The sequence below is a fragment of the Pseudoalteromonas rubra genome (assembly GCF_000238295.3).
In the GTDB taxonomy this organism is placed as follows: Bacteria; Pseudomonadota; Gammaproteobacteria; order Enterobacterales; family Alteromonadaceae; genus Pseudoalteromonas; species Pseudoalteromonas rubra.
Genome location: NZ_AHCD03000026.1, coordinates 41403 through 65356, shown reverse-complemented (window position 1 = coordinate 65356; position 23954 = coordinate 41403). Strand labels below are relative to the sequence as shown.

Annotated in this window: 20 protein-coding genes; 12 read left to right on the top strand and 8 right to left on the bottom strand. The window is 48.5% G+C overall.

Translation table 11 applies throughout. The features are described 5' to 3' along the window. Positions 1 to 66 precede the first annotated feature (66 nt). Positions 67 to 1101: a sensor domain-containing diguanylate cyclase gene (locus PRUB_RS02955; RefSeq protein WP_010383475.1), complete on the top strand. Its 1035-nt coding sequence runs from the start codon at positions 67 to 69 to the stop codon at positions 1099 to 1101. Between the two features lie 32 nt (positions 1102 to 1133). On the opposite strand, the gene PRUB_RS02950 is transcribed toward PRUB_RS02955, so the two are convergent. Then, complete coding sequence (locus PRUB_RS02950) at positions 1134 to 4562, bottom strand: PAS domain-containing hybrid sensor histidine kinase/response regulator (protein ID WP_010383474.1); 3429 nt, start codon at positions 4560 to 4562, stop codon at positions 1134 to 1136. A gap of 366 nt (positions 4563 to 4928) precedes the next feature. Between PRUB_RS02950 and PRUB_RS02945 the strand changes: the two genes are divergently transcribed. The 11 genes from PRUB_RS02945 to PRUB_RS02895 all read left to right on the top strand — a co-directional run bounded on the left by PRUB_RS02945 (position 4929) and on the right by PRUB_RS02895 (position 18150). Further along, the gene (locus PRUB_RS02945; protein WP_010383473.1) at positions 4929 to 5192 is read left to right on the top strand and encodes a DUF4212 domain-containing protein; all 264 of its coding nucleotides are present in this window, start codon (positions 4929 to 4931) and stop codon (positions 5190 to 5192) included. An 11-nt stretch (positions 5193 to 5203) separates the two neighbouring features. After that, positions 5204 to 6928, top strand: a complete 1725-nt coding sequence (locus tag PRUB_RS02940; RefSeq protein WP_010383472.1) for a sodium:solute symporter family protein — start codon at positions 5204 to 5206, stop codon at positions 6926 to 6928. Positions 6929 to 7024: 96 nt separating this feature from the next. Beyond that, positions 7025 to 8863 carry a DUF294 nucleotidyltransferase-like domain-containing protein gene (locus PRUB_RS02935; protein WP_010383471.1) on the top strand — a complete coding sequence of 613 codons (1839 nt, stop codon included), beginning with the start codon at positions 7025 to 7027 and terminating at the stop codon, positions 8861 to 8863. Beyond that, entirely contained in the window at positions 8860 to 9477 is a 618-nt protein-coding gene (locus tag PRUB_RS02930) for a 3'-5' exonuclease (protein WP_010383470.1), read from the top strand. The genes PRUB_RS02935 and PRUB_RS02930 overlap by 4 nt, the downstream gene beginning before the upstream one ends. Before the next feature lie 157 nt (positions 9478 to 9634). Further along, a complete protein-coding gene (gene epd, locus PRUB_RS02925) occupies positions 9635 to 10648 on the top strand; it encodes an erythrose-4-phosphate dehydrogenase (RefSeq protein WP_010383468.1) in 1014 nt (337 codons plus the stop codon). A gap of 31 nt (positions 10649 to 10679) precedes the next feature. Then, positions 10680 to 11858: a phosphoglycerate kinase gene (locus PRUB_RS02920; protein WP_010383467.1), complete on the top strand. Its 1179-nt coding sequence runs from the start codon at positions 10680 to 10682 to the stop codon at positions 11856 to 11858. Positions 11859 to 12057: 199 nt separating this feature from the next. Continuing rightward, positions 12058 to 13122, top strand: a complete 1065-nt coding sequence (gene fba, locus PRUB_RS02915; protein ID WP_010383466.1) for a class II fructose-bisphosphate aldolase — start codon at positions 12058 to 12060, stop codon at positions 13120 to 13122. Positions 13123 to 13599: 477 nt separating this feature from the next. Next, positions 13600 to 14538: a porin gene (locus PRUB_RS02910; RefSeq protein WP_010383465.1), complete on the top strand. Its 939-nt coding sequence runs from the start codon at positions 13600 to 13602 to the stop codon at positions 14536 to 14538. 492 nt (positions 14539 to 15030) lie between these two features. Then, positions 15031 to 15720: a phosphate regulon transcriptional regulator PhoB gene (phoB, locus tag PRUB_RS02905; RefSeq protein ID WP_010383464.1), complete on the top strand. Its 690-nt coding sequence runs from the start codon at positions 15031 to 15033 to the stop codon at positions 15718 to 15720. A 56-nt stretch (positions 15721 to 15776) separates the two neighbouring features. Next, positions 15777 to 17105 carry a phosphate regulon sensor histidine kinase PhoR gene (phoR, locus tag PRUB_RS02900; protein ID WP_010383463.1) on the top strand — a complete coding sequence of 443 codons (1329 nt, stop codon included), beginning with the start codon at positions 15777 to 15779 and terminating at the stop codon, positions 17103 to 17105. A gap of 76 nt (positions 17106 to 17181) precedes the next feature. Further along, entirely contained in the window at positions 17182 to 18150 is a 969-nt protein-coding gene (locus PRUB_RS02895) for a PstS family phosphate ABC transporter substrate-binding protein (RefSeq protein ID WP_010383461.1), read from the top strand. A 56-nt stretch (positions 18151 to 18206) separates the two neighbouring features. Here PRUB_RS02895 and PRUB_RS02890 read toward each other — a convergent pair whose 3' ends face one another. The 7 genes from PRUB_RS02890 to dksA all read right to left on the bottom strand — a co-directional run bounded on the left by PRUB_RS02890 (position 18207) and on the right by dksA (position 23763). After that, positions 18207 to 18446 (bottom strand): hypothetical protein, encoded by a 240-nt coding sequence (locus PRUB_RS02890; RefSeq protein WP_010383459.1) that lies wholly within the window; start codon positions 18444 to 18446, stop codon positions 18207 to 18209. Positions 18447 to 18525: 79 nt separating this feature from the next. After that, positions 18526 to 19380, bottom strand: a complete 855-nt coding sequence (panC, locus tag PRUB_RS02885; RefSeq protein ID WP_010383458.1) for a pantoate--beta-alanine ligase — start codon at positions 19378 to 19380, stop codon at positions 18526 to 18528. Then, positions 19380 to 20174: a 3-methyl-2-oxobutanoate hydroxymethyltransferase gene (gene panB / locus PRUB_RS02880; protein ID WP_010383457.1), complete on the bottom strand. Its 795-nt coding sequence runs from the start codon at positions 20172 to 20174 to the stop codon at positions 19380 to 19382. Before panB ends, panC begins: the two co-directional genes overlap by 1 nt. Positions 20175 to 20229: 55 nt before the next feature. Beyond that, complete coding sequence (gene folK / locus PRUB_RS02875) at positions 20230 to 20739, bottom strand: 2-amino-4-hydroxy-6-hydroxymethyldihydropteridine diphosphokinase (protein ID WP_010383456.1); 510 nt, start codon at positions 20737 to 20739, stop codon at positions 20230 to 20232. Next, complete coding sequence (pcnB, locus tag PRUB_RS02870) at positions 20736 to 22097, bottom strand: polynucleotide adenylyltransferase PcnB (protein ID WP_081694282.1); 1362 nt, start codon at positions 22095 to 22097, stop codon at positions 20736 to 20738. The genes folK and pcnB overlap by 4 nt, the downstream gene beginning before the upstream one ends. 259 nt (positions 22098 to 22356) lie before the next feature. Continuing rightward, positions 22357 to 23301, bottom strand: coding sequence for a tRNA glutamyl-Q(34) synthetase GluQRS (gluQRS, locus tag PRUB_RS02865; protein WP_040644562.1), 945 nt, complete (start codon positions 23299 to 23301; stop codon positions 22357 to 22359). Between the two features lie 18 nt (positions 23302 to 23319). After that, positions 23320 to 23763 (bottom strand): RNA polymerase-binding protein DksA, encoded by a 444-nt coding sequence (gene dksA, locus PRUB_RS02860; protein ID WP_010383453.1) that lies wholly within the window; start codon positions 23761 to 23763, stop codon positions 23320 to 23322. Between the last annotated feature and the right edge of the window lie 191 nt (positions 23764 to 23954).

Here is a 23954-nt window from a genome sequence, read left to right as displayed (position 1 = left end):
GACAACGATATGGCATCACATTAAGATGGTGCCTGATTTCAACAGCTTTGCGACTTGGTAGTACCTTTGAATCGATTAACCCAGAGCACGCAAAAATTGCGGCGGATCAGCTCGCAAGAAGTCGATGTTTCAGGTGAACATCAGAGCTTTCTGCGCGATATCATTTTTGAGGCAAAATCTTTGCTTCAGGTCGATCGTGTGTCGGTGTGGTTGTTTGACGACATGCACAAGCCGGGCAAGTTGCTCAATTACGCCAATACGGATTGGCAGACCGTGCCAAGCCAGCTGCCGGAGCTGAGCATTGATGATTTTCCCGTTTACTTTGCCACCATTATTAGTGGCCAGTCGATAGCAGCAGACAATGCCTGTACAGATCCTCGCACCTGCGAATTCACCGATATCTATCTCAAGGCGCATAATATCGCCACCATGCTGGATACTGCCATCTTTAAAAATGGCATTGCATTGGGTGTGGTGTGTTGTGAAGGACGGGCTGATGTGCGCCAGTGGCAGGAGTGGGAAGTAACAATCACAGAAATGGTCGCAGATTGCTGTAGTCGGCGTTTGTTGGTACATGAGTTGTATCAAATGCAGGAAAAGCTTACCAAAATGGCCTTTCAGGACATGCTTACGGGCCTTAACAATCGCCGCTTTCTAATGGAGCATGCCAAGCGTGAAATGAGCCGTCATCAGCGCACAGAGCGTCCCATGAGTCTGATCATGATGGACCTGGACAGGTTTAAACGGATCAATGACGATTTTGGTCATGATGCCGGTGATAAAGTGCTGCAAAAGTTTGCGCAGTGTTGTCTGGACGTGGTGCGCATTGAAGATTGTTTTTGTCGGCTGGGCGGTGAGGAATTTGTGGTCTTACTGCCAGAAACCTCGGTCAGTGATGCACATATGGTAGCAAACCGGCTATGCACTGCGATCCGTGAGATGGAAGTGCGTCAGGAGAACACGCTCATTCATGTCACGGCCAGTTTTGGGGTGGCCGAAGTCAATCCCAGCATGCCTTTTAGTCATGCCCTGAAAATGGCCGATCAGGCCGTTTACCGTGCCAAGGCCAATGGTCGTGACCAGATCCAGCTTGCCTATTAGTGACTTTTGGCATCTGTTCTGAAGTGCGCCTCTCAGGTACTGTGGTTGAGCAGTGCTTTCAGCTTAGCCGGTTTAAGAGGTTTGCTCAGATAGTGGATCTGGGCCTGTTTAGCCTGTAATTTTAAAGGTTCGTCACGTACTGCCGTGATCAGTACCGCCGGGATCGGGGCGTTCCAGCATTGCCGTAATTCCGTGATCAGATTAACCCCATTTTCATTGTTATCGAGCTGATAATCCATCAGGATAAAGTCCGGTGCCGGGCTTTGCGCTGCATACTGTCTGGCTTTGTCTGCCCTTTCAAACATCTGATAACTAAACTGCCATTTATCAAGTAAGCTGGCCATCGCAGCCAGGTTCTTCGGATCGTCGTCAACCACCACCAGATTCAGGCGGGTTTTTGCGCTTGGTTTTTGCTCTGACTGTGTGGTTTTTTGCTGGACTTGCTGTTGGTCGCCCAGAGGCACTTCGACACAAAAACGGCTGCCCTTACCTGGAATTGATTGTATCTCGAGTGGCATACTGAGCAATTCACACAGTCGCTTTACAACGCCCAGCCCCAGCCCGACCCCTTTGTTGTCGCCACTCTGAATGCGGTAAAAGTCGTTAAATATTTTCTGCTGTTCATGCTCCGAGATACCCGGGCCTGTGTCCCACACTTCAATGCGGACACTGTGACTGCGACGACGACAGGCCAGTAAAACCCGGCCTTGCTCTGTGTATTTTACTGCATTGGAGACCAGGTTTTGCACGATACGACGCAGATAGGTAATGTCGCTATGAATGATTTGGTGACTCGTGCGCACTTGCAATGACAGGCCTTTTTCCTGACACAAAATGGCGTATTCATTGGCCAGTGGCGACATAATGTCGTTGATATCAAAATGGCGGGGGGTTGGCTTCATAGCGCCTTGTTCCAGCTTGGCAATATCCAGCAATGCCGACATCAGGTGCACGGTTGAATCGAGGCTGGCACCCAGCTTTTCCAGGTTGCTACGATCATTGCCTTGCAGCTTATCTTCATCAATGGCCGCCAGGTAGAGTCGCGCAGCATTGAGGGGCTGCAAAATATCATGGCTGGCCAGGGCCAGAAAGCGGGTTTTACTGTCATTAGCGCGTTCTGCTTCTTTTTTAGCGCCCACCAGTGCCTGTTCGGTTTCCTCCCGGCTGGCGATCTGAGCCTTCAGATCCTGGTTGATCAAACGGATCTCCTGGGTACGCGCCTCGATGCGGTTTTCCAGATCCATATTGACCTCTTCAAGTGCGTTTTGGGTGTCGATATGGCTGGTGATGTCAGAGAAGCTGGTAACAAAGCCACCTTCTGGCAACGGATTACCTGTCATCTCGAACACCTGGCCATTACTGCGGTGACGAATAAAATGGTGGGGCGTGCCATTTTTCAAATGCCGTACACGTTTCTCGACTAGTTTTTCTAATTCTCCGGGGCCACATTCACCGCGCTCGGCGTTGAAGCGGATCACTTCCTCAATGTTCTGGCCTACTTGTAAAAAACCATCCGGATATTCGAACATTTCGTGATAACGGCGGTTCCAGGCAACCAGGTTGAGATCTTTGTCGACGACAGAGATGCCATGACTGAGGTTTTCCAAAGAGGTAAATAACAGGTTTTGGTTGAACTGCAATGCCTGCGTGGTTTCGTCAAAAAAGTTAACTACTTCTTCAAAGGCGAGCTGCTTACCCGACGAGACGGCATGGATCAGGGCGCGGGCTGAGGAAGCGCCCAGTACGCCGGTCAGAGCCCGCTCACAAAAGGCAATGAAATCAGCACTCGGATAGGCGTTACTGTCTTCAATATCATGATTAATAGCGTAATGGCTGAGTAACTGCTGACTACGCTGGATCCCCAAAAAGGTCTGTAGTAATACTGTAAAGTCGTACACCGTGGCCTTAACGTCTTTGTTAAGCCGTTTAGCTGCGCTGGCTTGTTCCCATGGGCTCACAAACGCGGCTGCCTGGATCTTATCAATGAGGCGCTCATATGCACCTAATGAGAAGCTGATATAACAACTGATATTGGCCAGTAGCGCCAGTAAAGTGCCCCGGGTGATGATGGTCTGGCGGGTATCAAAATCCAGCGCACTGCCGGCTTCTATGACGGGAAACATCAGAAATAACATCCAGCACAAAAAACCGGCCAGTAACCCGGCATAGACGCCATAAGCATGGCCTTTTCGCCAGTACAGTCCACCGACAATGGCTGGTAATAACTGAGTGACCAAAGAAAACGCCACCAGGCCCATGTTGGCGAGCGCTTCGCCATGGCCAAACCATTGCTGATAAAGAAATGCCAGCACCAGGATAGCCGCAATGATAAAGCGACGGATAAGTAAAATTCGGGTTTTATAATTGCTGGTGAGGCGGTTTTTCTTAAACTTGCGCTTTATCAGCAAAGGGAGCACCACATCATTGGAAAGCATGGTACTGAGCGTCAATGTGGCGACTACTATCATGGCGGTGGCTGCCGACAACCCGCCGATGAATACAAAAGTGGTGATTAACGGGTGACCCTGCATCATTGGCAGAGCCAGTACAAAGCTGTCTGCTGCGACGGTTTGGCCGATATTGGGATGAATGGCTGCTGTGGCAATCGGCAAGATCATTGCAGCGATCAGGATAAGGTATAGCGGGAAAGCCCAGCGGGCAGTGCGGAGGTGACGGCTATCCTGGTTGTCGACCACAGTGACATGAAACTGACGAGGTAAGCAAATGATGGCTGCTGCGGCCATCAGTGTCTGACCGACAAAGTTGAAATTGGTAAAATCAAATCCCTGCCAGTGGGCAAATAGCAAGGTCGTCGAGTCGCTCTGGGTTAGCAGTGCTTTTATGGCGATCACAGCCACAGCGACCAGCGCCAGCAACTTGATGAGCGATTCAAATGCGACCGCCAGCATCAGTCCGGAGCGATACTCGGTAACATCGACTTTGCGGGTGCCAAAAAAGATCGCAAACAGGGCCATTAACAAAGTGCCGGTCATGGCCAGCATGCCCCCGGAAATTGGGGTGCCCTGTTGTAACAGTAAAAAGCTGCTGCTCAGTGCCTTGAGCTGCAACGCAATGTAGGGAATGGTGGCCAGCAAGGCTATCATAGTGACCATCACCGCGGTGGTCTGGCGCTTACCATAACGTGCTGAAATAAAGTCGGCGATGGTGGTGATGTTTTGTTTTTTACTGACCAGGATCAGTTTGCGCAAGAAGCCCTGACCAAACATAAACAGTAGGGCAGGACCCAGCAGAATGGGTAAATAGTGCCAGCTGCTGTTGGCGGCGGTGCCCACAGAGCCATAGTAGGTCCATGAGGTACAATAAATACCCAGTGCGAGGGCATAAACAAAAGGATGATGGCTGATCCGTGTTGCAGCCGGCGTTGTTTTATCCCCCCAGTTGGCAAGCCAGAAGAGTAAGCCGATATAGGCGATGGCAACGAGGATCAGTGCAGCCGTCATGATGAGCCCTTGTGTTAATTCTTGTTATTGTCGTTGTGCCTTTAAAGTAGCATCACTTGCAAAATATCCAAAGTGACATAATCACCTGATTTTACATAATTATTCGATTTTTATTGAATTAATTAGACTAATGTCTTATCCCTGAGGTATGCGTTCCTTTAATCGTCCTAATCTCTTGCTAAATTAATTAAGCTGTTGATTTTAAAATTTTTATTGGTCCTTAATGTACACTTCTATCGCAGTTTACGTAAACGTAACCTTGTTGTTACGACTAAGGTCTCAATTTCTTCTTGACGACCCATTGCTACAGTCAAAAGGTCATTAACACCAGCACATCGGCAACAGGTGTGTGAAAGGGGACTTATCATGGCTTTTAAAAGTGAAGAACAAGCAAAAGCATATTGGTCAGAGAATCTAGCCTTAATGTTTAAGCTATTAGTAGTGTGGTTTGTGGTGTCTTTTGGATGCGGCATTCTGCTGGTTGATGTACTCAACGAGGTCCGCTTCTTCGGATTTAAATTGGGTTTTTGGTTTTCGCAGCAGGGCGCAATTTATACCTTCGTTGCTTTGATTTTTGTCTATGTATTCAAAATGGATGCGCTGGACAAAAAATACGGCGTGGATGAATAAGGAGCGCTATGATGGATGTTCAAACTCTCACCTTTTTAATTGTTGGGCTTAGCTTTGCCCTGTACATCGGTATTGCCATCTGGGCGCGCGCCGGTTCAACCAATGAATTCTATGTTGCTGGTGGCGGTGTGCCGCCGCTGGCAAACGGTATGGCAACGGCCGCCGACTGGATGAGCGCAGCATCGTTTATTTCCATGGCGGGGATCATTTCATTTGCCGGTTACGACGGTGGTGTGTATCTGATGGGCTGGACCGGTGGTTATGTGCTGCTGGCACTGTGCCTGGCACCTTATCTGCGTAAATTTGGTAAATTCACTGTGCCGGACTTTATCGGCGACCGTTATTACTCGCAGGTAGCACGGGTTGTGGCCATACTGTGCGCAATCTTTATCTGTTTTACCTACATCGCAGGGCAAATGCGTGGCGTAGGCGTAGTGTTCTCTCGCTTCCTCGAAGTTGACATCGAAACCGGTGTGTATATCGGGATGGTGATTGTATTCTTCTATGCGGTATTGGGTGGTATGAAAGGCATTACTTATACTCAGGTTGCGCAATACTGTGTGCTGGTGTTTGCTTATTTGGTACCCGCTATCTTTATCTCTTTGATGATGACTGGCCACTTACTGCCGCAAACAGGCTTTGGCGGTACGCTGGCGGACGGCTCCGGAACCTATTTGCTGGATAAACTCGACGGACTCAGTACCGAACTCGGCTTTGCGCAATACACCGAAGGGTCCAAGAGTATGATTGACGTCTTTGCTATTACGGCTGCTCTGATGGTCGGTACGGCTGGTCTGCCACACGTTATTGTGCGTTTCTTTACTGTACCAAAAGTAAAAGATACTCGTATCTCAGCAGCCTGGACCTTAGTGTTCATCGCCATTGTTTACACCACAGCACCAGCGGTTGCGTCATTTGCCCGGGTGAATATGATTGACACGATTAATGGTAAAGATGGCAGCGGTACGGCGTATGCCGAGGCGCCTGAGTGGGTGAAAAACTGGGAAAGAACGGGCCTTATCACCTTCAATGATAAAAACGGCGACGGCAAGATGTTCTATTCCGCTGGTAAGATTGACGACCCGGCAAGCCGTAATGAAGTCAAAATCGACCGTGACATCATGGTACTGGCGAATCCGGAAATTGCAGATTTACCAGCCTGGGTGATTGCGCTGGTCGCCGCTGGTGGCATAGCCGCAGCACTGTCGACAACAGCAGGCCTGTTACTGGTGATCTCCACCTCGGTCTCCCATGATCTCCTCAAACGCACACTTAAGCCGGATATCAGTGATAAACAAGAGCTGCTGGCCGCACGTTTGTCGGCAATGGTGGCCATTGCCATCTCGGCTTACTTTGGTATTAATCCGCCCGGATTCGTGGCGTCGGTGGTGGCCTTTGCCTTCGGTCTGGCGGCAGCAAGCTTCTTCCCGGCGATCATTATGGGGATCTTCTCTAAACGCATGAATAAAGAAGGTGCCATCAGCGGTATGGTGTGTGGTATTGGTTTTACCGCCGCTTACATCATCTACTTTAAATTTGTCAGCCCGGAACTGAATACGCCAGCGAATTGGTTATTTGGTATTTCACCTGAAGGGATTGGCATTATTGGTATGTTAGTGAACTTTGGAATTGCTGCCATTGTCATGAAGCTGACGGCTGAGACGCCACTTGAAGTGAAGCAAATGGTAGATGGGATCCGTAACCCGAAAGGATCATCTGCAGCACATGCGCATTAAAGCGCAGCCTATCAGGTAGGGGTACTTTCTGATAGCAAAGAAACCAACTACTTCATGGCGAAAGCTGTGGAGTAGTTGTTATTTTTGGGAGGGGTTATGACGGCTCAGGTACAGGATGTGCTGACCTTTGTGCAGCAACAGGCGCCATTTGCTCAGCTGACCGACAGCGCGGCAGATTACTTTGTTGAACACCTGGATATCATTTATGTCAGCGCACAGAATCAGGCCCAGTGGTTCAAAAGCGATCTGCCCCAGCTATATCTGGTGCGTTCCGGTCACTTTGATTTGCGTTCAGATCGGGGAGAATTGGTCACCCGGCTCGCTGAAGGGGATTACTTTGGTTACCCCTCGTTGTTAACCGGTGAGCCAATCAGCAATCAGCTGGAAGTGGTGCAACCTGGGCTGGTCTATGTATTGCCACAATCGGCGTTTGATTTTCTCCGTCGTGAATATAAGCCTTTTGAGCAGCATTTTGTGCGTGCTCATGCCAAACGTCTGCTATCCAGTCATTATAAAGAATCGGGAAACAGCTGGTCTGAACATCCTGTCAGCGAGTTAATGAGTCGGGCTGCGGTGACCCTGATGCCTGATGCCAGCATTCAGGAAGCGGCCAAAGTCATGAAGAAGCATCGGGTTTCTTCGATCATGGTGACTGAGCACGAGCAGTTAGCCGGTGTTGTGACGGATCGCGATTTGCGCAACCGGGTGCTGGCAGCAGGTCTTGATCCTGCCCGGGCTATTGGTGAGATCATGACGGTCAAACCGAAACACATTTTCGAAAACAACCGGATCTTTTCGGCATTGCATTTAATGCTTAAGCATAATATTCATCATCTCCCTGTGCTCAGTGAAGATCGCACGCCGATAGGCATGATCACCAGCACCGACCTTCTACGTCAGCAAAAAAGCGATCCGGTGCAGTTGATTGGCCGGATCTACAAAGCATGTAGTTATGCCCAGGTGAGGCAGTTGGCAAAAGAGATCCCGGATCTGTTGAGTGATTTTGCCAACAAGATCGAGGATATTTCATTGATCGGCCAGTTACTCAGTGGGCTCAGTGATGCACTAACAGGACGTTTGATCGACCTATATCAGCAGCAGCACGGCAACGCCCCAACCCCGTTTGCCTGGATCTGCTTTGGCTCCCAGGCGCGTGAAGAGCAAACCCTGCATTCTGATCAGGACAATGGTCTGTTGTTGCCCGAAGGGGTGACAGATGAACAAAGACAGTATTTTGCCCAGCTTGGCGTATTTGTTTGTCAGCAGCTGGATGAGTGTGGGATCCGCACATGTCCGGGTAATATCATGGCAAGTAATCCGCAGTGTCGGGGCACGCTCAGTGAATGGTGCGAGCGGTTTATGAGTTGGATCGATGCGCCGACACCTCACGCTATGCTCAACTGTAAGATCTATTTTGATCTGCGCTTTATTACGGGATCGGATGTCTTGTTTGGCCAATTCCAGCATCATTTGAGTGAGATCCCGAAAAATGAGTTGTTCTACGCCGCAATGGCCGCCGATATCAATGTAAATACAGTCCCAATTGGTTTGTTCCAGCAATTTAAGTTGCAGCAGGACAAGCATAAGCACAAATATCTGGACTTAAAAAAGCGCGGCGTGGTGATCATCAACGATGTTGTTCGTCTTTATGCGCTGCAAGCTGGGATCCGTAAAGCCAATACTCTGCAACGCTTACAGGCGCTGAAAGGGCACCGAGTGCTCAGTGCTGAAGACATTGCTAACTTGCAAGATTGCTGGCGCTTTTTAACTCAGTTGCGTTTGCGTACGCAGATTGACCAAGAAGGCTTGCCAGAAAATTGCATTAATCCGGAGCATCTAAGCTCACTGGAGCGGCATCAGCTCAAAGAAGCCTTTCATTTGATCAAGCAGGCACAGCAAGCATGTGCCTTCAAATTTGCCAGAGGTAGCCTGTGAGCTGGCTAACCCGACTACGTAATTGGCATACTTACCGTCACCTTAGACTGGATGATGCCAACCTGATCGTATTGGATCTGGAGTTGACTGGATTAGACCCGAAACGAGACGAAATTGTCTCCGCCGCCTGGGTTGAGATCCGACAGGGCCGTATCACGCTTAGCACAGCCCGGCACATATTGAATAAGGAAGTACGTCAGCTGGGGCAAAGTCCTGTGATCCATGGTGTGGACGAGCGGGCATTAGCACAGGGAACCAGTTTGCGTGTATTACTACAACAACTGGCCGAGTCGTTCGAACGGGGTGTATTGGTATGCCACAACGCTATACTCGACTGGGGCTTTCTCAAGCGAGCGTTGGCGTCTCATGATATCTCTGTGCGTCCTGAGTTGATCCTGGATACCATGCAGATTGAGAGAAATCGTTTGCTCAGACAGGGGCAAACGCTTGCGGCAGATTGTCTGACTTTGTCTGCCTGTCGTCAGCGCTATGGGTTACCGTCAGCTTGTGAGCATCATGCACTGAGTGATGCGCTGAGTACTGCGGAGCTTTTACTCGCACAAAACAGCCAGTTTGGAGGGGCACATGGGGCGTTACTCAGGCAACTGACATAATTATTTTTGCATATCTCTTACACATTTGTGCCTGGTCGATTACAATAGCGCCATCTTAATACGGAAAGCTTGGGAAATTTATTCGCGTGCGGTTTATACACCGCATATGCAGCAGGATTGAGCCCAATTTTTCACAACGTGGTGGATCTTCAATTTAATGACTATCAAACTGGCTATAAATGGTTTTGGTCGTATTGGTCGCAATATAGTGCGAGCTTTGTATGAATCTGGTCGCCAGCATGACATTCAAATCGTCGCCATAAATGAACTTGCGGATCCGCAGGGCATTGCACATCTGCTGAAATACGATACCTCACACGGGCGCTTTTCTTTTCCTGTTCACCTTGATGCGCCTTATCTGACGGTTGGAGAAGATAAAATCCAACTGTTTAGCGAAGCCGATCCCAGCCATTTACCCTGGCATGCCCTTGATGTTGATGTGGTTCTAGAGTGTACAGGTGTATTTCATTCCCGTTTTCATGCTCAGGCACATTTGCGCGCGGGTGCTAAGAAAGTGTTGTTCTCTCACCCGGCTGACGCGGACGTCGATGCCACCATAGTGTATGGTATCAATGACAAAGAACTGCGTCCTGAACATACCATCGTATCAAATGGTTCATGTACCACTAACTGTATTGTCCCTGTCATAAATGTATTGGATGATGCTTTTGGGATTGGCTCGGGCACCATCACAACGATCCATGCGTCTATGCATGATCAACAGGTGATTGATGCTTATCATCCTGATCTGCGGCGCACCCGCGCTGCAAGTCAGTCAATTATCCCGGTGGATACTAAGCTGGCCCGCGGGATCGAGCGGATCTTGCCTAAATTTCATGGCTGTTTTGAAGCCATTGCAGTGCGGGTACCCACCATTAATGTGACGGCAATGGATTTGAGCGTGACCCTGAACAGTGATGTGACGCTCGAACAAGTGAATAATGCATTACAACAGGCCGCTTGCGGTCCGTTACAAGGGATACTGGACTACACTGAAGAGCCGTTGGTCTCGGTGGATTTTAATCATGATCCACATTCCAGTATCATAGATGGTACCCAAACACGCGTCAGCCAGAAACGGTTGGCGAAGTTGCTGGTGTGGTGCGACAACGAGTGGGGATTTGCAAATCGCATGCTCGATACCGCCACAGCAATGACACAAGTTAATTAAAAACTCAGTATCGTTCTTGAAGGAGATGTCAATGTCAGTCATTAAGATGGCGGATTTAGATTTAAACGGCAAACGCGTTCTGATCCGTGAAGATCTTAACGTACCGGTGAAAGAAGGTAAGGTTACATCAGATGCCCGTATCAGAGCGTCTTTACCTACCATTAAGCTTGCCCTGGAAAAAGGTGCCAAGGTTATGGTGATGTCTCATCTGGGTCGCCCAACGGAAGGGGAATACGATGCGCAGTATTCACTACAACCAGTTGTTGATTATCTTGACGACGCACTAGATCAAAATGTGCGTCTCGTTGACAACTATCTGGATGGCGTTGATATCGCAGACAATGAAGTTGTGGTATTCGAAAATGTCCGCTTCAATGTTGGTGAAAAGAAGAACGATGAAGCCCTGTCGAAGAAGCTGGCAGCACTCTGTGACGTGTATGTGATGGATGCATTTGGTACAGCGCACCGTGCTCAGGCATCAACGCATGGCGTTGGCTTGTTTGCTGACGTTGCCTGTGCAGGTCCGTTACTGGCGGCAGAGCTGGATGCATTAGGTAAAGCACTAGATAACCCGGCACGCCCTCTGGTTGCTATTGTGGGTGGCTCTAAAGTGTCTACTAAACTGACAGTACTTGACTCACTATCAAAAGTGGTTGATCAACTGGTTACTGGTGGCGGTATTGCGAATACCTTCATCGCTGCAGCAGGTAATCCGGTAGGTAAGTCTCTGTATGAAGCAGACCTGATTGATGAAGCGAATAAATTGAGTGCTGCTGCTCAGGCCAATGACGGAGATATTCCTGTGCCGACTGACGTGGTAGTGGGTGACGAGTTCTCAGAGTCTGCGGTTGCAGAGATCAAAGATGTGGCGGAAGTCCGTGACACTGACATGATCTTCGATATTGGTCCTGAAACTGCTAATACGCTGGCTAAGATTATTGCCAACGCAGGTACTGTGGTTTGGAATGGCCCGGTGGGCGTATTCGAATTCGATCAATTCGGTAATGGTACTGAAGCGATTGCCAATGCGATTGCAAAGTCCAGCGCTTTCTCGATTGCTGGCGGTGGTGATACCCTTGCTGCGATCGATAAATACGGCGTAGCAGATGAAATCTCATATATCTCGACTGGCGGTGGTGCGTTTTTAGAGTTCCTTGAGGGGAAAAAACTGCCAGCAGTCGCTATGCTTGAACAAAGAGCGAAAGCGTAATTCAAGCACGATGCTGCGCAATACGTCGCAGCATCACTTTTTTGGGCCGCTAGTTTGGTCCGGTTTTGAGACTCTCTCACATTTACTCTCAAAACAAATTGAGTGTGTAGCACTTAAAAATTTATCCCGTTCAAATCGATGAGTAAGAGCGCTGGTTTGGAAATATCAGCTTCACTCATCAACAATTGGAGAAAGCACAATGGCTTTAATCAGTATGCGTCAATTGCTGGATCATGCCGCAGAGCATGGTTACGGCGTTCCTGCCTTTAATGTAAATAACCAAGAGCAAATGCGCGCTATCATGGAAGCGGCAGACAAAACCAACAGTCCGGTGATTGTTCAGGGCTCGGCAGGCGCACGCAAGTACGCAGGGGCACCGTTTATTCGCCATATGATTTTGGCCGCAGTGGAAGAATGGCCACATATTCCGGTTGTTATGCACCAGGATCACGGTACGTCTCCTGGCGTCTGTCAGCGTTCAATTCAGCTTGGCTTTTCATCTGTTATGATGGACGGTTCTTTGATGGAAGATGGTAAAACCCCATCTAGCTATGAGTACAATGTTGATGTAACGCGACGTACTGTAGAAATGGCACACGCTGGTGGTGTTTCGGTTGAGGGTGAGCTGGGTGTTCTGGGTTCACTAGAAACAGGTGAAGCGGGTGAAGAAGATGGCATTGGTGCAGTGGGTAAACTCTCTCATGATCAACTACTGACCGATCCTGAAGAAGCGGCTGATTTCGTTAAGAAAACGGGTGTTGATGCACTGGCTATTGCTTGTGGTACTTCTCATGGTGCATACAAGTTTACGCGTCCACCAACGGGTGACATCCTGGCAATCAACCGTATCAAAGAGATCCATGCACGTATCCCGAATACTCATTTGGTCATGCACGGCTCTTCATCGGTGCCACAGGAGTGGCTGGCCGTGATCAATGAATTTGGTGGCGAGATCCCTGAGACTTATGGTGTACCCGTTGAGCAGATCGTTGAAGGCATCAAGCACGGTGTGCGTAAGGTGAACATTGACACAGACTTACGTTTGGCTGCGACAGGCGCTATCCGTCGTCACCTGGCACATAATCCTGCTAACTTCGACCCTCGTAAGTACCTTGCTGAAGCAACCAAAGCAATGACAGAGATTTGTGTTGCCCGTTACGAAGCGTTTGGTACTGCGGGTCATGCAAGCCGCATTAAGCCAATTTCTTTGGACGATATGCACCTGAAATATCTGTCAGGTGAGCTGGATCCTCAGATCAAATAAATACTAACACGACACAATTGGGTGAGTGTTAAATGCCGCAGGCGCTGTACTGCGGCATTTTTGTTTGTGCTGATTGCCTCTGGCAGGTGCGTTGATCCTGTTGGGATCAGAGTTTTACCTACCCATGCAAAGTGGGATCAGATCTTGACTAAGTGACAGAGGTTTAAACGTCTCGGGATCGTGATCTTACTAAGTCAGAGGAGGATCTGAGCGTTTTATCCCCTTGGAACCGATCTAAAATCAATAAGTTAGCCCGTTTGCCGCATTACGCCTGCCAAAACAGATCATTTTGCTTAGTAAAAATATGATCCCGATCGGATCTTGTTGGTATAAATGTGATCTCTGACATTTTAACTTAGAAAAACTTTGATCCAGCGGTACACCACTTGATCTCTGATACAGAGCGTCTAGCTTTAAATAATACTCTATTCTGCTCACATTGATTTTTATTGGGGTCAAAGTATGAAGAAATGCTTTATGGCTGCCCTTATTGGGTGTTCTGCGCTGGCTTGCATGGAAGTACAGGCTGAAGAGCTCAAGGTTTACGGTCGCGCCCATTTGGGTGTAGCAAACAGTGACACGGGAAGTGGCTCAGACACATCTGTTGAGAGCTATGCCTCCAGGATGGGGATCAAAGGCGGAGCGGACATAGACACCGGGATCTCCGCATTTTATAAGCTGGAATTTCAGGTTGAAATGTCTGAAAACGATAACGACGGTAAGTCTGAAGAGAACATTACCGCACGCTCACAGTATGTGGGTGTCAAAGGCCGGTTTGGCCAGGTTTTGGTGGGGCGGGCTGACACGCCTATGAAGAAGTCTCAGGGGAAAGTGGATCTCATGAACGACTTCAACGCCGACATCAAGAGCTTTTTTGTTGGTGAAAACCGCCTTGGTGATACGTTGCAATATACAACCCCTTCATTGAATCACCTTAAATTCACAGTCAGTTATATCAGTGAGGATAACAGTAAGCAAAATGGCGAAAGCGGGTTGTCTATGGCGGCCTCTTATGGTGACAGTAAACTGAAAAAAACCGCGATTTATGCCAGTGTGGCACGCGATGAAGAAGTTGCAGGCCAGGATATTACCCGCATTACTGTACAAGGCAAAGTGGCTAAAGTGACCTTAGGCGCCAGCTATCAGCAAAGTGAAGCGATTGACAGTAATGACACGGTAGACAGTTATATGGCCAGTGCATCACTGAAGTTGGACAATGGTTACAAGTTGCTGGCGCAATATCAAAACTCCGATGGTGCCTCCGGCAAGCTGAAGGACTCTGGTGATGCAACTTCCATCGGGGTTGAGAAAAGCCTGTCAAAACAAACAAGAATGTATTTGTGGTACAGTAAAATCGATCTCGATAACGAAGCAGATCAGGATCATATGGCACTGACATTAAGGTATGACTTTTAGCGTACAGAGTGGGCTGATACTCAATAGCACCACTTGATTAAGTATGCATTTTATAGCGTCATGCAGGAGGGACTGTGTAACATTGCAGAGTCCTCCCGGGTTAATAGGATTCAGTGACCCTCATATGACTGGATTCAAGGTATCGTTATAACCCGGTCTGAGCGTATTGTTCCTGAGCCATTTTGCTCTGGTTTGTAAATGAACTTAAATGGCCCGTATGTCTGGCGTTACGTGGCCTTTACAGCGTTCGTTTTACATCTTGTGCACGCAAACCGACAAAACAAACCTGACTAAACAAGGATTTAACCCATTTACCGGTCAAAGTAAGTCTGCATTTGGATGAAACTTACGTTTTTTCAGTATTATAGCTTTGTATTTGTTTGGCCCTATTTTTTTCCCAATTGTCATCTTTTATCACTTGGTATTTCATAAAACTGTCATACTTAGTCATAATAATGAAACCCACTTCGGTAACGTAAGAGATAAATGGGAATGTCACGTAAAGTACTGGTAGTTGATGACGAAGCGCCGATCAGAGAAATGTTGGTGTTTGTGTTGGAACAAAATGGTTTTCAAGCCATTGAAGCTGAAGACTATGATTCTGCAATTGCAGCTATGGTTGAGCCTTATCCTGATATGGTGTTATTGGACTGGATGTTGCCAGGTGGCAGCGGTATTCAGATTGCCAAGAAGTTTAAACAAAGCGAATACACCAGACAAATCCCGATTATCATGCTGACAGCACGTGGGGAAGAAGAAGATAAGGTCAAAGGATTGGAAGTGGGTGCAGACGACTACGTTACGAAACCTTTCTCTCCAAAAGAATTAATGGCACGTATCAAAGCAGTGATGCGACGGGTTTCTCCAACGTCACTGGAAGAGGCTATTGAAGTGCACGGGTTACGTCTTGATCCGATTTCACACCGCGTAACCTCTGCTGGTAATGAGCTGGAAATGGGGCCTACTGAGTTCAGGTTGCTGCATTTCTTTATGACACACCCGGAGCGTGTTTACAGCCGAGAACAGTTGCTGGATCACGTTTGGGGCACTAATGTGTATGTTGAAGATCGTACAGTGGATGTTCATATCCGTCGCTTACGCAAAGCGATTGCACCATTGGGCCATGATCGCCTGGTACAAACCGTACGCGGTGCTGGTTATCGCTTCTCGAGTAAGCTGTAAAGCACCTGGCGCTATGGTAGGCTAACCATGGCGCATTTTCTTTAGGATCATTTTGTATGTATAGGGTGATTGATAAACAGGCGTTATTGAAACGCCTGTTTTTGTATTTCCTGCCATTAACCCTGATTGGGATCTTATTAGGCGCACCGTTTGTATTACTCTTTATCGGTGCCATGGTGCTATTGATTTGGCATTATCAACAACTGTATCGACTGAGTGACTGGTTGATCAATCAGCGCAGCTTTAACCCACCTGAAGGTTCGGGCGCCTGGGAGCAGATCTTTGAAGGCATCTACCAGTTACAGCACCGCAACCGCAAAAAGCGCAATGAGTTGGCTGAATTGATCCGACGTTTTCGTGAAGGCGCCGAGGCGGTGCCTGATGCTGTGATTGTGATGCAACAGGATCTCAGTATTGTCTGGTGTAACCAACTTGCCCTTAAGGTGTTGGGTCTGCAATGGCCGACAGATCATGGCCAACGCCTGGATAACCTGATCCGCGATCCTAAGTTCGTCAAATATATGCAAGCTCATGATTTTCATGATCCCCTGGAGATGGAGTCGGGACATGGTGGAGAGCGTGTATTAGAGTTTCGGGTCATGCCCTACGCAGAGCAGTTAATGATGGTGGTGCGTGATATCTCCAGACTGAAACAGCTCGAGCAGATGCGCAAAGACTTTGTTGCCAATGTATCTCACGAGCTGCGTACGCCACTGACAGTGGTGACGGGTTATCTGGAAATGATGGAAGGCGACAACATGCCGCCGCCGGCAATGTGGAACAAAGCACATCATACTATGATAGAGCAGTGCAAACGGATGGATAGCTTAGTGAATCAATTGCTCTCCTTATCCCGCATTGAAGGGCAGCGTAATCAGGACAATGACAAAGCGGTGAATGTGCCAGCCATGCTGACTCTGATCCAGACTGAAGCCAATTCGCTGAATCAGGATAAGCATCATGAGATTGAGTTTAACGTTGATCAGGCACTGGATATTAAAGGGTGTGTTGATGAGTTGCGCAGCGCCTTTTCAAACCTGGTGTTCAATGCCATTCATTACACTAAGCCTGGTGGAAAAATCACCGTGAACTGGTTTCTGGAATCAGAGCGTGCCCGTTTTTCTGTCATTGATAATGGTGATGGGATTGCGCCTGAGCACATAAACCGGCTGACCGAGCGTTTCTATCGTGTAGATAAGGCACGTAGCCGCAAAACCGGGGGTTCCGGGCTGGGTTTGGCCATCACCAAACACGTATTGTCACGCCATGACTCACATCTGGAAATTGACAGTACACTGGGCAAAGGATCGTGTTTCTCATTTGCCTTTGAAAAAGAAAAACGCATTTTTATGACAAATACTGAAAGTCATAAAAGTGTCATTTGAGAGTAATTTTATTGTCATTTGTTTTCTGCACAATGTGCTCAGAAATTAAATGGGAAGAACATTTGGAGTGACCCCAATGAAATTTAAAAGCTTAGTTGCCGCAATGGGTGTGGCTGTAACAACACTGGTATCTGCTCAAGCCTCTGCACTTGATAAGAATCTACCTGAGTACAACAAAACCAGCGGTATCTCAGGTAACTTTTCATCTGTGGGTTCTGACACACTGGCTAACATGATGACGTTCTGGGCTGAAGAGTACAAACGTATTTACCCTAACGTGAACATTCAGATTCAGGCAGCAGGTTCTTCTACTGCGCCACCGGCTTTGACAGAAGCGACAGCCAACTTCGGCCCAATGAGCCGTAAGATGAAGTCGAAAGAAATCGAAGCGTTTGAAAAGCGTTATGGTTATAAGCCGACTGAAGTACGTGTTGCTATCGATGCATTGGCCGTATTTGTACACAAAGATAACCCAATTCAGGGTCTGCGTATTGACCAGGTTGATGCTATCTTCTCATCAACACGTAAGTGTGGTGCGTCTGAGCAAGTTGAACGCTGGAGCGACTTAGGTCTGTCTGGTGACTGGGGTAGCAAAGACATTCAGTTGTATGGTCGTAACTCAGTATCAGGTACTTATGGTTACTTTAAGAAAAAAGCCCTGTGTAAAGGTGACTTCCGTAACAACGTAAACGAACAGCCAGGTTCAGCCTCAGTGGTTCAGTCAATCTCTTCATCAGTGAATGCGATTGGCTACTCAGGCATTGGTTATAAGACATCAGGTGTGCGCACAGTACCGCTGTCGAAGAAAGGCGACAACTTTGTTGATGCGACGCTGGACAATGTTGCAAAGGGTAAATACCCACTGTCTCGTTTCCTATACCTTTATGTAAATAAGCACCCGAACAAGCCGCTTTCTCCAATTGAAGCCGAGTTCCTGAAGATGGTGCTGTCAAAAGAAGGTCAGAAGATCGTAGAGAAAGATGGTTATGTACCACTTTCAAGCCAGCTTGCAAGCAAAGAGCTTAAGAAGCTAGGCCTGCTATAAGCATTGCACAGAAAGAAAAAACCGCTCTAGGAGCGGTTTTTTTATGTCTAATTTTTTTAATACAAGGTGCTATTACGCTGCTGCTGAGTGAGCTGCTCAGCCTGCGCCTTACATTGGTTAAACGACTCAATACATCCATCGCTACACACCTGCATGGCCATTGACTGAGGGTTCGCACGTTGCTCGCAGCTTTGTTCGCATTGATAGTTTTGTTGTGCGCACTGGTTCAGTTCGGGGGAATTGGTGTTACTACAGCCTGCCAGTAGCAAGGCGATAATCGATATCTGTGGTTTCATGAGACAGTCCTGCAAGAGAGTAATTTAAATTAGGATCCCACAGCGCTGTGCGCCGAGAACTCAGGGATCCTATACATTGTTATGCGTCGGTGAGGACCTGGATATTATCGATTAGTCTCACCTGGCCGAGATAAGCCGCAGCCAAAATGACAAACTCACCGTCTTCCAGTGTAGCAGGTTTTAGGCTCTGTCTTTGTGCGATAGAAAAGTAATCAGGTTGAAGTCCCGCGTCTTCGAGGACAGATTTGGCTGTCTGCTCCAGCTTTGCATAATCGCGTACGCCGACTTGCAGTTGCTGTGCGGTATCATTTAATACCTGATACAGCACCTTCGCGGTATCTTTTTCTTGTTCAGACAAATAGCCATTACGTGAACTCATTGCCAGCCCGGAAATTTCCCGCTGAGTCGGCACGCCAATAATTTCGATAGGCATCGATAAGTCGCGTACCATGGTTTTGATAACCTGGAGTTGCTGATAGTCTTTTTCACCAAAGCAGGCAAAGTCAGGTTGTACCAGGTTGAATAACTTGGTGACGACAGTAGCTACGCCCCTGAAGTGACCGCTGCGACTGCCACCGCAATAACCTTCGGATACACCGGGGACATCGACATAACTTTGTGTGTCGAGCCCGTTTGGATAGATAGCATCAACACTGGGGGTGAAGACAATGTCTGTATCCAGTTCCGCTAATCCTTGTTTATCCTGAGTCAGTGTCCGCGGGTACTTGTCCAGATCTTCGTTGGCACCAAATTGCATTGGATTGACAAAAATACTGACCACTACTTTGTCCGCCAGGGTTTTGGCTTTCTCAACCAGTGAAAAATGTCCCTGATGCAAATTGCCCATAGTGGGGACAAAGGCAATGCTTTGCCCTTGTTGTCGCCAGGCCTTGATTTGGCTGCGCAGAGATTTGATTTCTGTAATTGATTGCATTAGTTAAACTCGTGTTCCTGAGAGGGGAATGCTCCGCTTTTCACATCGGCGCAAAACTTTTCGACCGCTTCAGGCATGTTGCCCGTCTCGGCGAGGAAGTTTTTCGAAAACTTAGGAATATAGCCTGCAGAGATACCGACCAGGTCGTGCATAACCAGGATTTGACCATCGGTGTCTTTACCCGCTCCGATACCTATGACCGGAATACTCAGTGCTTCGCTGATGCGTTTGGCCAGTGAAGAAGGAATGCACTCCACAACCAGCAGCTGTGCACCGGCTTGCTCTAACGCAATCGCATCGGCAATCATTTTCTCCGCCTGTGCGTCTTCCCGGCCCTGAATTTTAAAGCCACCAAAGACATTTACGGACTGCGGTGTCAGGCCTAAATGACCACACACAGGGATGCCTTGCTGGGTGAGCAAACGAATAGAATCAAGCAGCCATTCACCGCCTTCCAATTTGACCATATTTGCGCCTGAACGCATTAATGTCGCTGCGTTTTCGCATGCTTGGGCCGGGTTAGCGTAGCTCATAAAGGGCATATCTGCGATCACAAATAGTGATTTGCTACCCGCGCGAACACAGCGAGTATGATAGGCGATATCAGCGGTGGTGACTGCCAGGGTATCTTCGCCGCCTTGCAGTACCATACCTAATGAATCGCCGACCAGGATAATGTCAACGCCGTTGTCGTAGAACAGCTTGGCAAAGCTGGCATCGTATGCGGTTAGTGCCGTGATTTTTGTTCCTTCACGTTTTTTCTTGGCCAATGTTGAAACAGTTACTTTAGCCATATTTCCCCCTTTGTGTTCAATTCGATGCTGAGCGCACTGCGGTGCTCAGGTCATGCTATGCAAGCGGTGCTGCAACAGGATACTGACTAATGGCAGTCAGCCCGTTACGTGGTAACCTGGTGGCGATGTCTGCCAGTACCTGGCCTGTGGGCAGAGTGAGTTCGGGTGCAATCTCCAGTAATGGAAAGACCACAAATTCACGTTCACATAACCCATAATGCGGCACGGTTAATCGTTGCGTGGTTATCTGGGCATCGTTGTATAACAGAATATCCAAGTCTAAGGTACGTGGACCCCAACGTTCGGCTTTGCGTACCCGGCCATGTTGCAGTTCAATCTGCTGCAGCAAATCGAGTACCTCAATGGCGGGTAGATCCGTGATAAGTTTGGCAACGGCGTTCACATAGTCGGGTTGGTCCTGCGGACCCATAGGTTTTGAGGCATAAAAGCTGGAGACCTGCGCGAGCGTCAGTACAGGCGATGTGTTCAGGGCATCCAGCGCATTACGTAGCTGTGCCTCAGGGGCGTTAAGATTCGCCCCCAGTCCAATATAAACGGTGTTCATGATTCAGGATTAGGTTTTCTGCGTGGTTTGTTTCTGGGACGGCGTCTGCGTCTTTCTGAGCCTCCTGAGCGTTGACCCAGAGCTTTCACCATCTCTTTTTGTCCGGAAACGTCCTGTTGTAGATAGTCGGTCCACCAGTTTGCCAGTTCTTGTTGCTCTGTCTCGCCACTTTCAACCCGTAACAGCAGGAAATCATAGCCCGCTTTGAATCTGGGTTGCAGGCTGAGACGATAGGCACGTTGGCCACCGCGTTTATCGAGGCGCTGTTGGATGTGCCAGATGTCTCGAGCACCCAATGTAAAACGTTTGGGCACGGCAATATGACGCGCGTTTTCGGCCAGAACCTGACTGATCGCCTGCATAAAGGCATCATACTCGTTCATACCTTCCGCTATCAGCGAGTTGCAACGATCGCGCAGTGGGAACCACAACAGGGCTGCATAAATAAAGGCCGGCGTGACCTTTTTATCTGCGTTGATGCGATCGTCCGTATTGGCAAACATTTTTTGAATAAAGGTAATTTCAAATTCACTGTCAGCGCTATCCAAAATGGCATCCACGGCCGGAAATAGCTGTTTAAACAGACCATATTTTCTCAGCATCAGGAAGTTAGCTTCGGCCTTGCCACCCAAAAAGAGTTTCAGGGTTTCTTCAAACAAGCGTGCTGGTGGAATGTTGCCAAGTAGCGGAGCCAGTTCAGCAATCGGCGCTTCCGTTGGGCCGGCAATGCTCATATCCAGCTTAGTGGCGAAACGCACCGCTCGAAGCATTCGAACCGGATCTTCGCGATAACGGGTTTCAGGGTCGCCGATGAGTTCTATTTTACGGTGCTCAATGGCCGCAATACCACCGGCAAAGTCTCGGATGCTGAAGTCGTTAATTGAATAATAAAGTGCATTAATTGAGAAGTCGCGGCGCTGTGCATCTTCTTCAATGGTGCCATACACATTATCGCGCAGTAGCTGGCCCTGGTCGCTCGACTGACTGGTCGGATCCGGATTGTCCTGTGCCTGATGGTGTCCGCGCATGGTGGCCACTTCGATGATTTCCCGGCCGAAAACGATGTGTGCAAGGCGAAAACGGCGGCCGATCAAACGACAATTACGAAATAGCTTTTTGACTTGTTCAGGTGTGGCGTTGGTTACCACGTCAAAATCTTTCGGCTCAATCCCTAACAAAATATCACGAATACAACCACCAACCAGGTAGGCGTCATAGCCGCCATCTTTAAGTCGGTACAGCACTTTGATTGCATTGGGGCTAAATTGTTTACGCGAGATTGCATGCTCACTGCGTGGTATCAACACAGGTGTAGCGCTGCATGTCACGGTTCCTACCGGATCTTTGCCTTTAACTATCTGGCGGCAAAGCTTAATAATTTTGGAAATAATAACGACTCTCCTAACGACCCTGAACAATCAATATTGCGTGCATTAATGCATACACACTCGCCATACGGCCATAGAACTTGTTTTAGTTTGTATAGTGTAGGCGAATTAACGAGGCCCGCTATCATATACTCAAATGGGGTCAAATTGAAGGAGCGGGCGTGGATTCATGATTAAAAATCCAACATGAGATTGAGTGCCAGGACCTGGGGGAAAGGTGGCTGCGGCCTCAGGCGGTTAACCGGGAAAAATCATAGTGTCCATTGCTTAACATGGAAACCTGGATCTCACGATGACGTGGTAAGGCCTGTAAGGTAAATTGCTGTTCGGCCCAGCACAGAATGGTCGGTACTGAGTCGTGTTGCAATTCGTCCGGAACAGGTAAGCCCAGAAAGCGTAGCGCGGCACACAAAGCAGGTTGTGGTTTGGTATTGTCGATCGCAGGGGCATGGTTTTGCTTGGACAGTTTAAAGCCGGGCTGTGCCACGGCAAGCGAGACATGAGCATAGTCTGGCGCGTCGCCAATAAGCTGTCTGAACAAGCTGATCTGGCGTGCGGTGGGCTCCAATAGATCGGCACCGCGCACAATGCGGGTAATTTGCTGGTCAATGTCATCGACGACCACGACTAACTGGTATGCAAACAGGTCATCACGGCGTTTTACGATATAGTCTTCTTCAGCCAACGCGCTGCTCAGATGCACTTCACCCTGAAGCAGATCGGTGAATGAATAAACGGGTTGAGTTTGAGTGAGTCTCAGTGCATTGCCTTCGGGTGTGAGTTGTCGCGCCCGACAATGGTTATCATAAATGCCACCGCGCTGCTTGAGCGCTTTGCGGGTGCAGCTGCAAGGGTAGATCAGATCTGCGGCACTAAGCTGCGCCAGTACATCCTGATATAAGTCGTGACGCTGGCTTTGATAAACCACTTCACCATCCCAATGCAGACCATAGGCGTCTAAAGTTCGGAGAATGTCATCGGCGGCACCCGCAACCACTCTGGGTGTGTCTATGTCTTCCATACGGACCAGCCACTGACCGTGATTGATTTTGGCATCGAGATAACTGGCGAGTGCGGCGATCAAAGAACCGAAATGGAGCGCACCGGAGGGAGAGGGAGCAAATCGACCTCGATAGCTCCCGGACAGATAGTCGCTATTAAACTGGGGTAGCATAGCTAAGACAAACGTGTGTTAGCCCCGGCCTTGTTGTTTTTCTTTTATTTCAGCGATTGATTTGCAGTCTACACATAGGTCCGCTGTTGGGCGGGCCTCAAGGCGGCGAATACCAATTTCAATGCCACATGAGTCACAATAACCGAAATCGTCGTCTTCGATTAGTTGTAGTGTTTTTTCAATTTTCTTGATCAGCTTACGCTCACGGTCGCGGGTACGCAGTTCCAAAGAAAACTCTTCTTCTTGTGCTGCACGATCGACTGGATCCGGGAAGTTTGCCGCTTCATCTTGCATGTGGCTCTTAGTGCGGTCAACTTCGTTACGAAGATCGCTACGCCACGCTTCCAGTAATTTTTTGAAATGCGCACGTTGTGCGTCATTCATATATTCTTCACCCGGCTTTTCCTGATAAGGTTCTAAACCGGCTTGAGCCAACAACCCTAGTTTTTTCTGGTCTGGCATAGCATTCTCCTAAATCCTTAATAAACAACCCCAGCTAACGCCGGCGGCTATAGATAGCAAAATCTTTACCCCTTGGCAAACACTTTTTGCTTGTTAGACCACTCCCGGTTTGAAGGTATGATCGGAATCACAAAGTCGCGACGGACGGGGGTCTCACTGACATTTGCAGCTATATGGAGGCAAATTTTCTA

Excerpts from the sequence above, each read along its gene's own strand:
- panB (WP_010383457.1), bottom strand. The coding sequence starts at position 20,174 with ATGGCTAAAGTAACTGTTTCAACATTGGCCAAGAAAAAACGTGAAGGA.
- PRUB_RS02895 (WP_010383461.1), top strand. The coding sequence starts at position 17,182 with ATGAAATTTAAAAGCTTAGTTGCCGCAATGGGTGTGGCTGTAACAACA.
- dksA (WP_010383453.1), bottom strand. The coding sequence starts at position 23,763 with ATGCCAGACCAGAAAAAACTAGGGTTGTTGGCTCAAGCCGGTTTAGAA.
- PRUB_RS02920 (WP_010383467.1), top strand. The coding sequence starts at position 10,680 with ATGTCAGTCATTAAGATGGCGGATTTAGATTTAAACGGCAAACGCGTT.
- PRUB_RS02935 (WP_010383471.1), top strand. The coding sequence starts at position 7,025 with ATGACGGCTCAGGTACAGGATGTGCTGACCTTTGTGCAGCAACAGGCG.
- epd (WP_010383468.1), top strand. The coding sequence starts at position 9,635 with ATGACTATCAAACTGGCTATAAATGGTTTTGGTCGTATTGGTCGCAAT.
- PRUB_RS02890 (WP_010383459.1), bottom strand. The coding sequence starts at position 18,446 with ATGAAACCACAGATATCGATTATCGCCTTGCTACTGGCAGGCTGTAGT.
- folK (WP_010383456.1), bottom strand. The coding sequence starts at position 20,739 with ATGAACACCGTTTATATTGGACTGGGGGCGAATCTTAACGCCCCTGAG.
- panC (WP_010383458.1), bottom strand. The coding sequence starts at position 19,380 with ATGCAATCAATTACAGAAATCAAATCTCTGCGCAGCCAAATCAAGGCC.
- phoR (WP_010383463.1), top strand. The coding sequence starts at position 15,777 with ATGTATAGGGTGATTGATAAACAGGCGTTATTGAAACGCCTGTTTTTG.
- fba (WP_010383466.1), top strand. The coding sequence starts at position 12,058 with ATGGCTTTAATCAGTATGCGTCAATTGCTGGATCATGCCGCAGAGCAT.
- phoB (WP_010383464.1), top strand. The coding sequence starts at position 15,031 with ATGTCACGTAAAGTACTGGTAGTTGATGACGAAGCGCCGATCAGAGAA.
- PRUB_RS02940 (WP_010383472.1), top strand. The coding sequence starts at position 5,204 with ATGGATGTTCAAACTCTCACCTTTTTAATTGTTGGGCTTAGCTTTGCC.
- PRUB_RS02910 (WP_010383465.1), top strand. The coding sequence starts at position 13,600 with ATGGCTGCCCTTATTGGGTGTTCTGCGCTGGCTTGCATGGAAGTACAG.
- gluQRS (WP_040644562.1), bottom strand. The coding sequence starts at position 23,301 with ATGCTACCCCAGTTTAATAGCGACTATCTGTCCGGGAGCTATCGAGGT.
- PRUB_RS02950 (WP_010383474.1), bottom strand. The coding sequence starts at position 4,562 with ATGACGGCTGCACTGATCCTCGTTGCCATCGCCTATATCGGCTTACTC.
- PRUB_RS02945 (WP_010383473.1), top strand. The coding sequence starts at position 4,929 with ATGGCTTTTAAAAGTGAAGAACAAGCAAAAGCATATTGGTCAGAGAAT.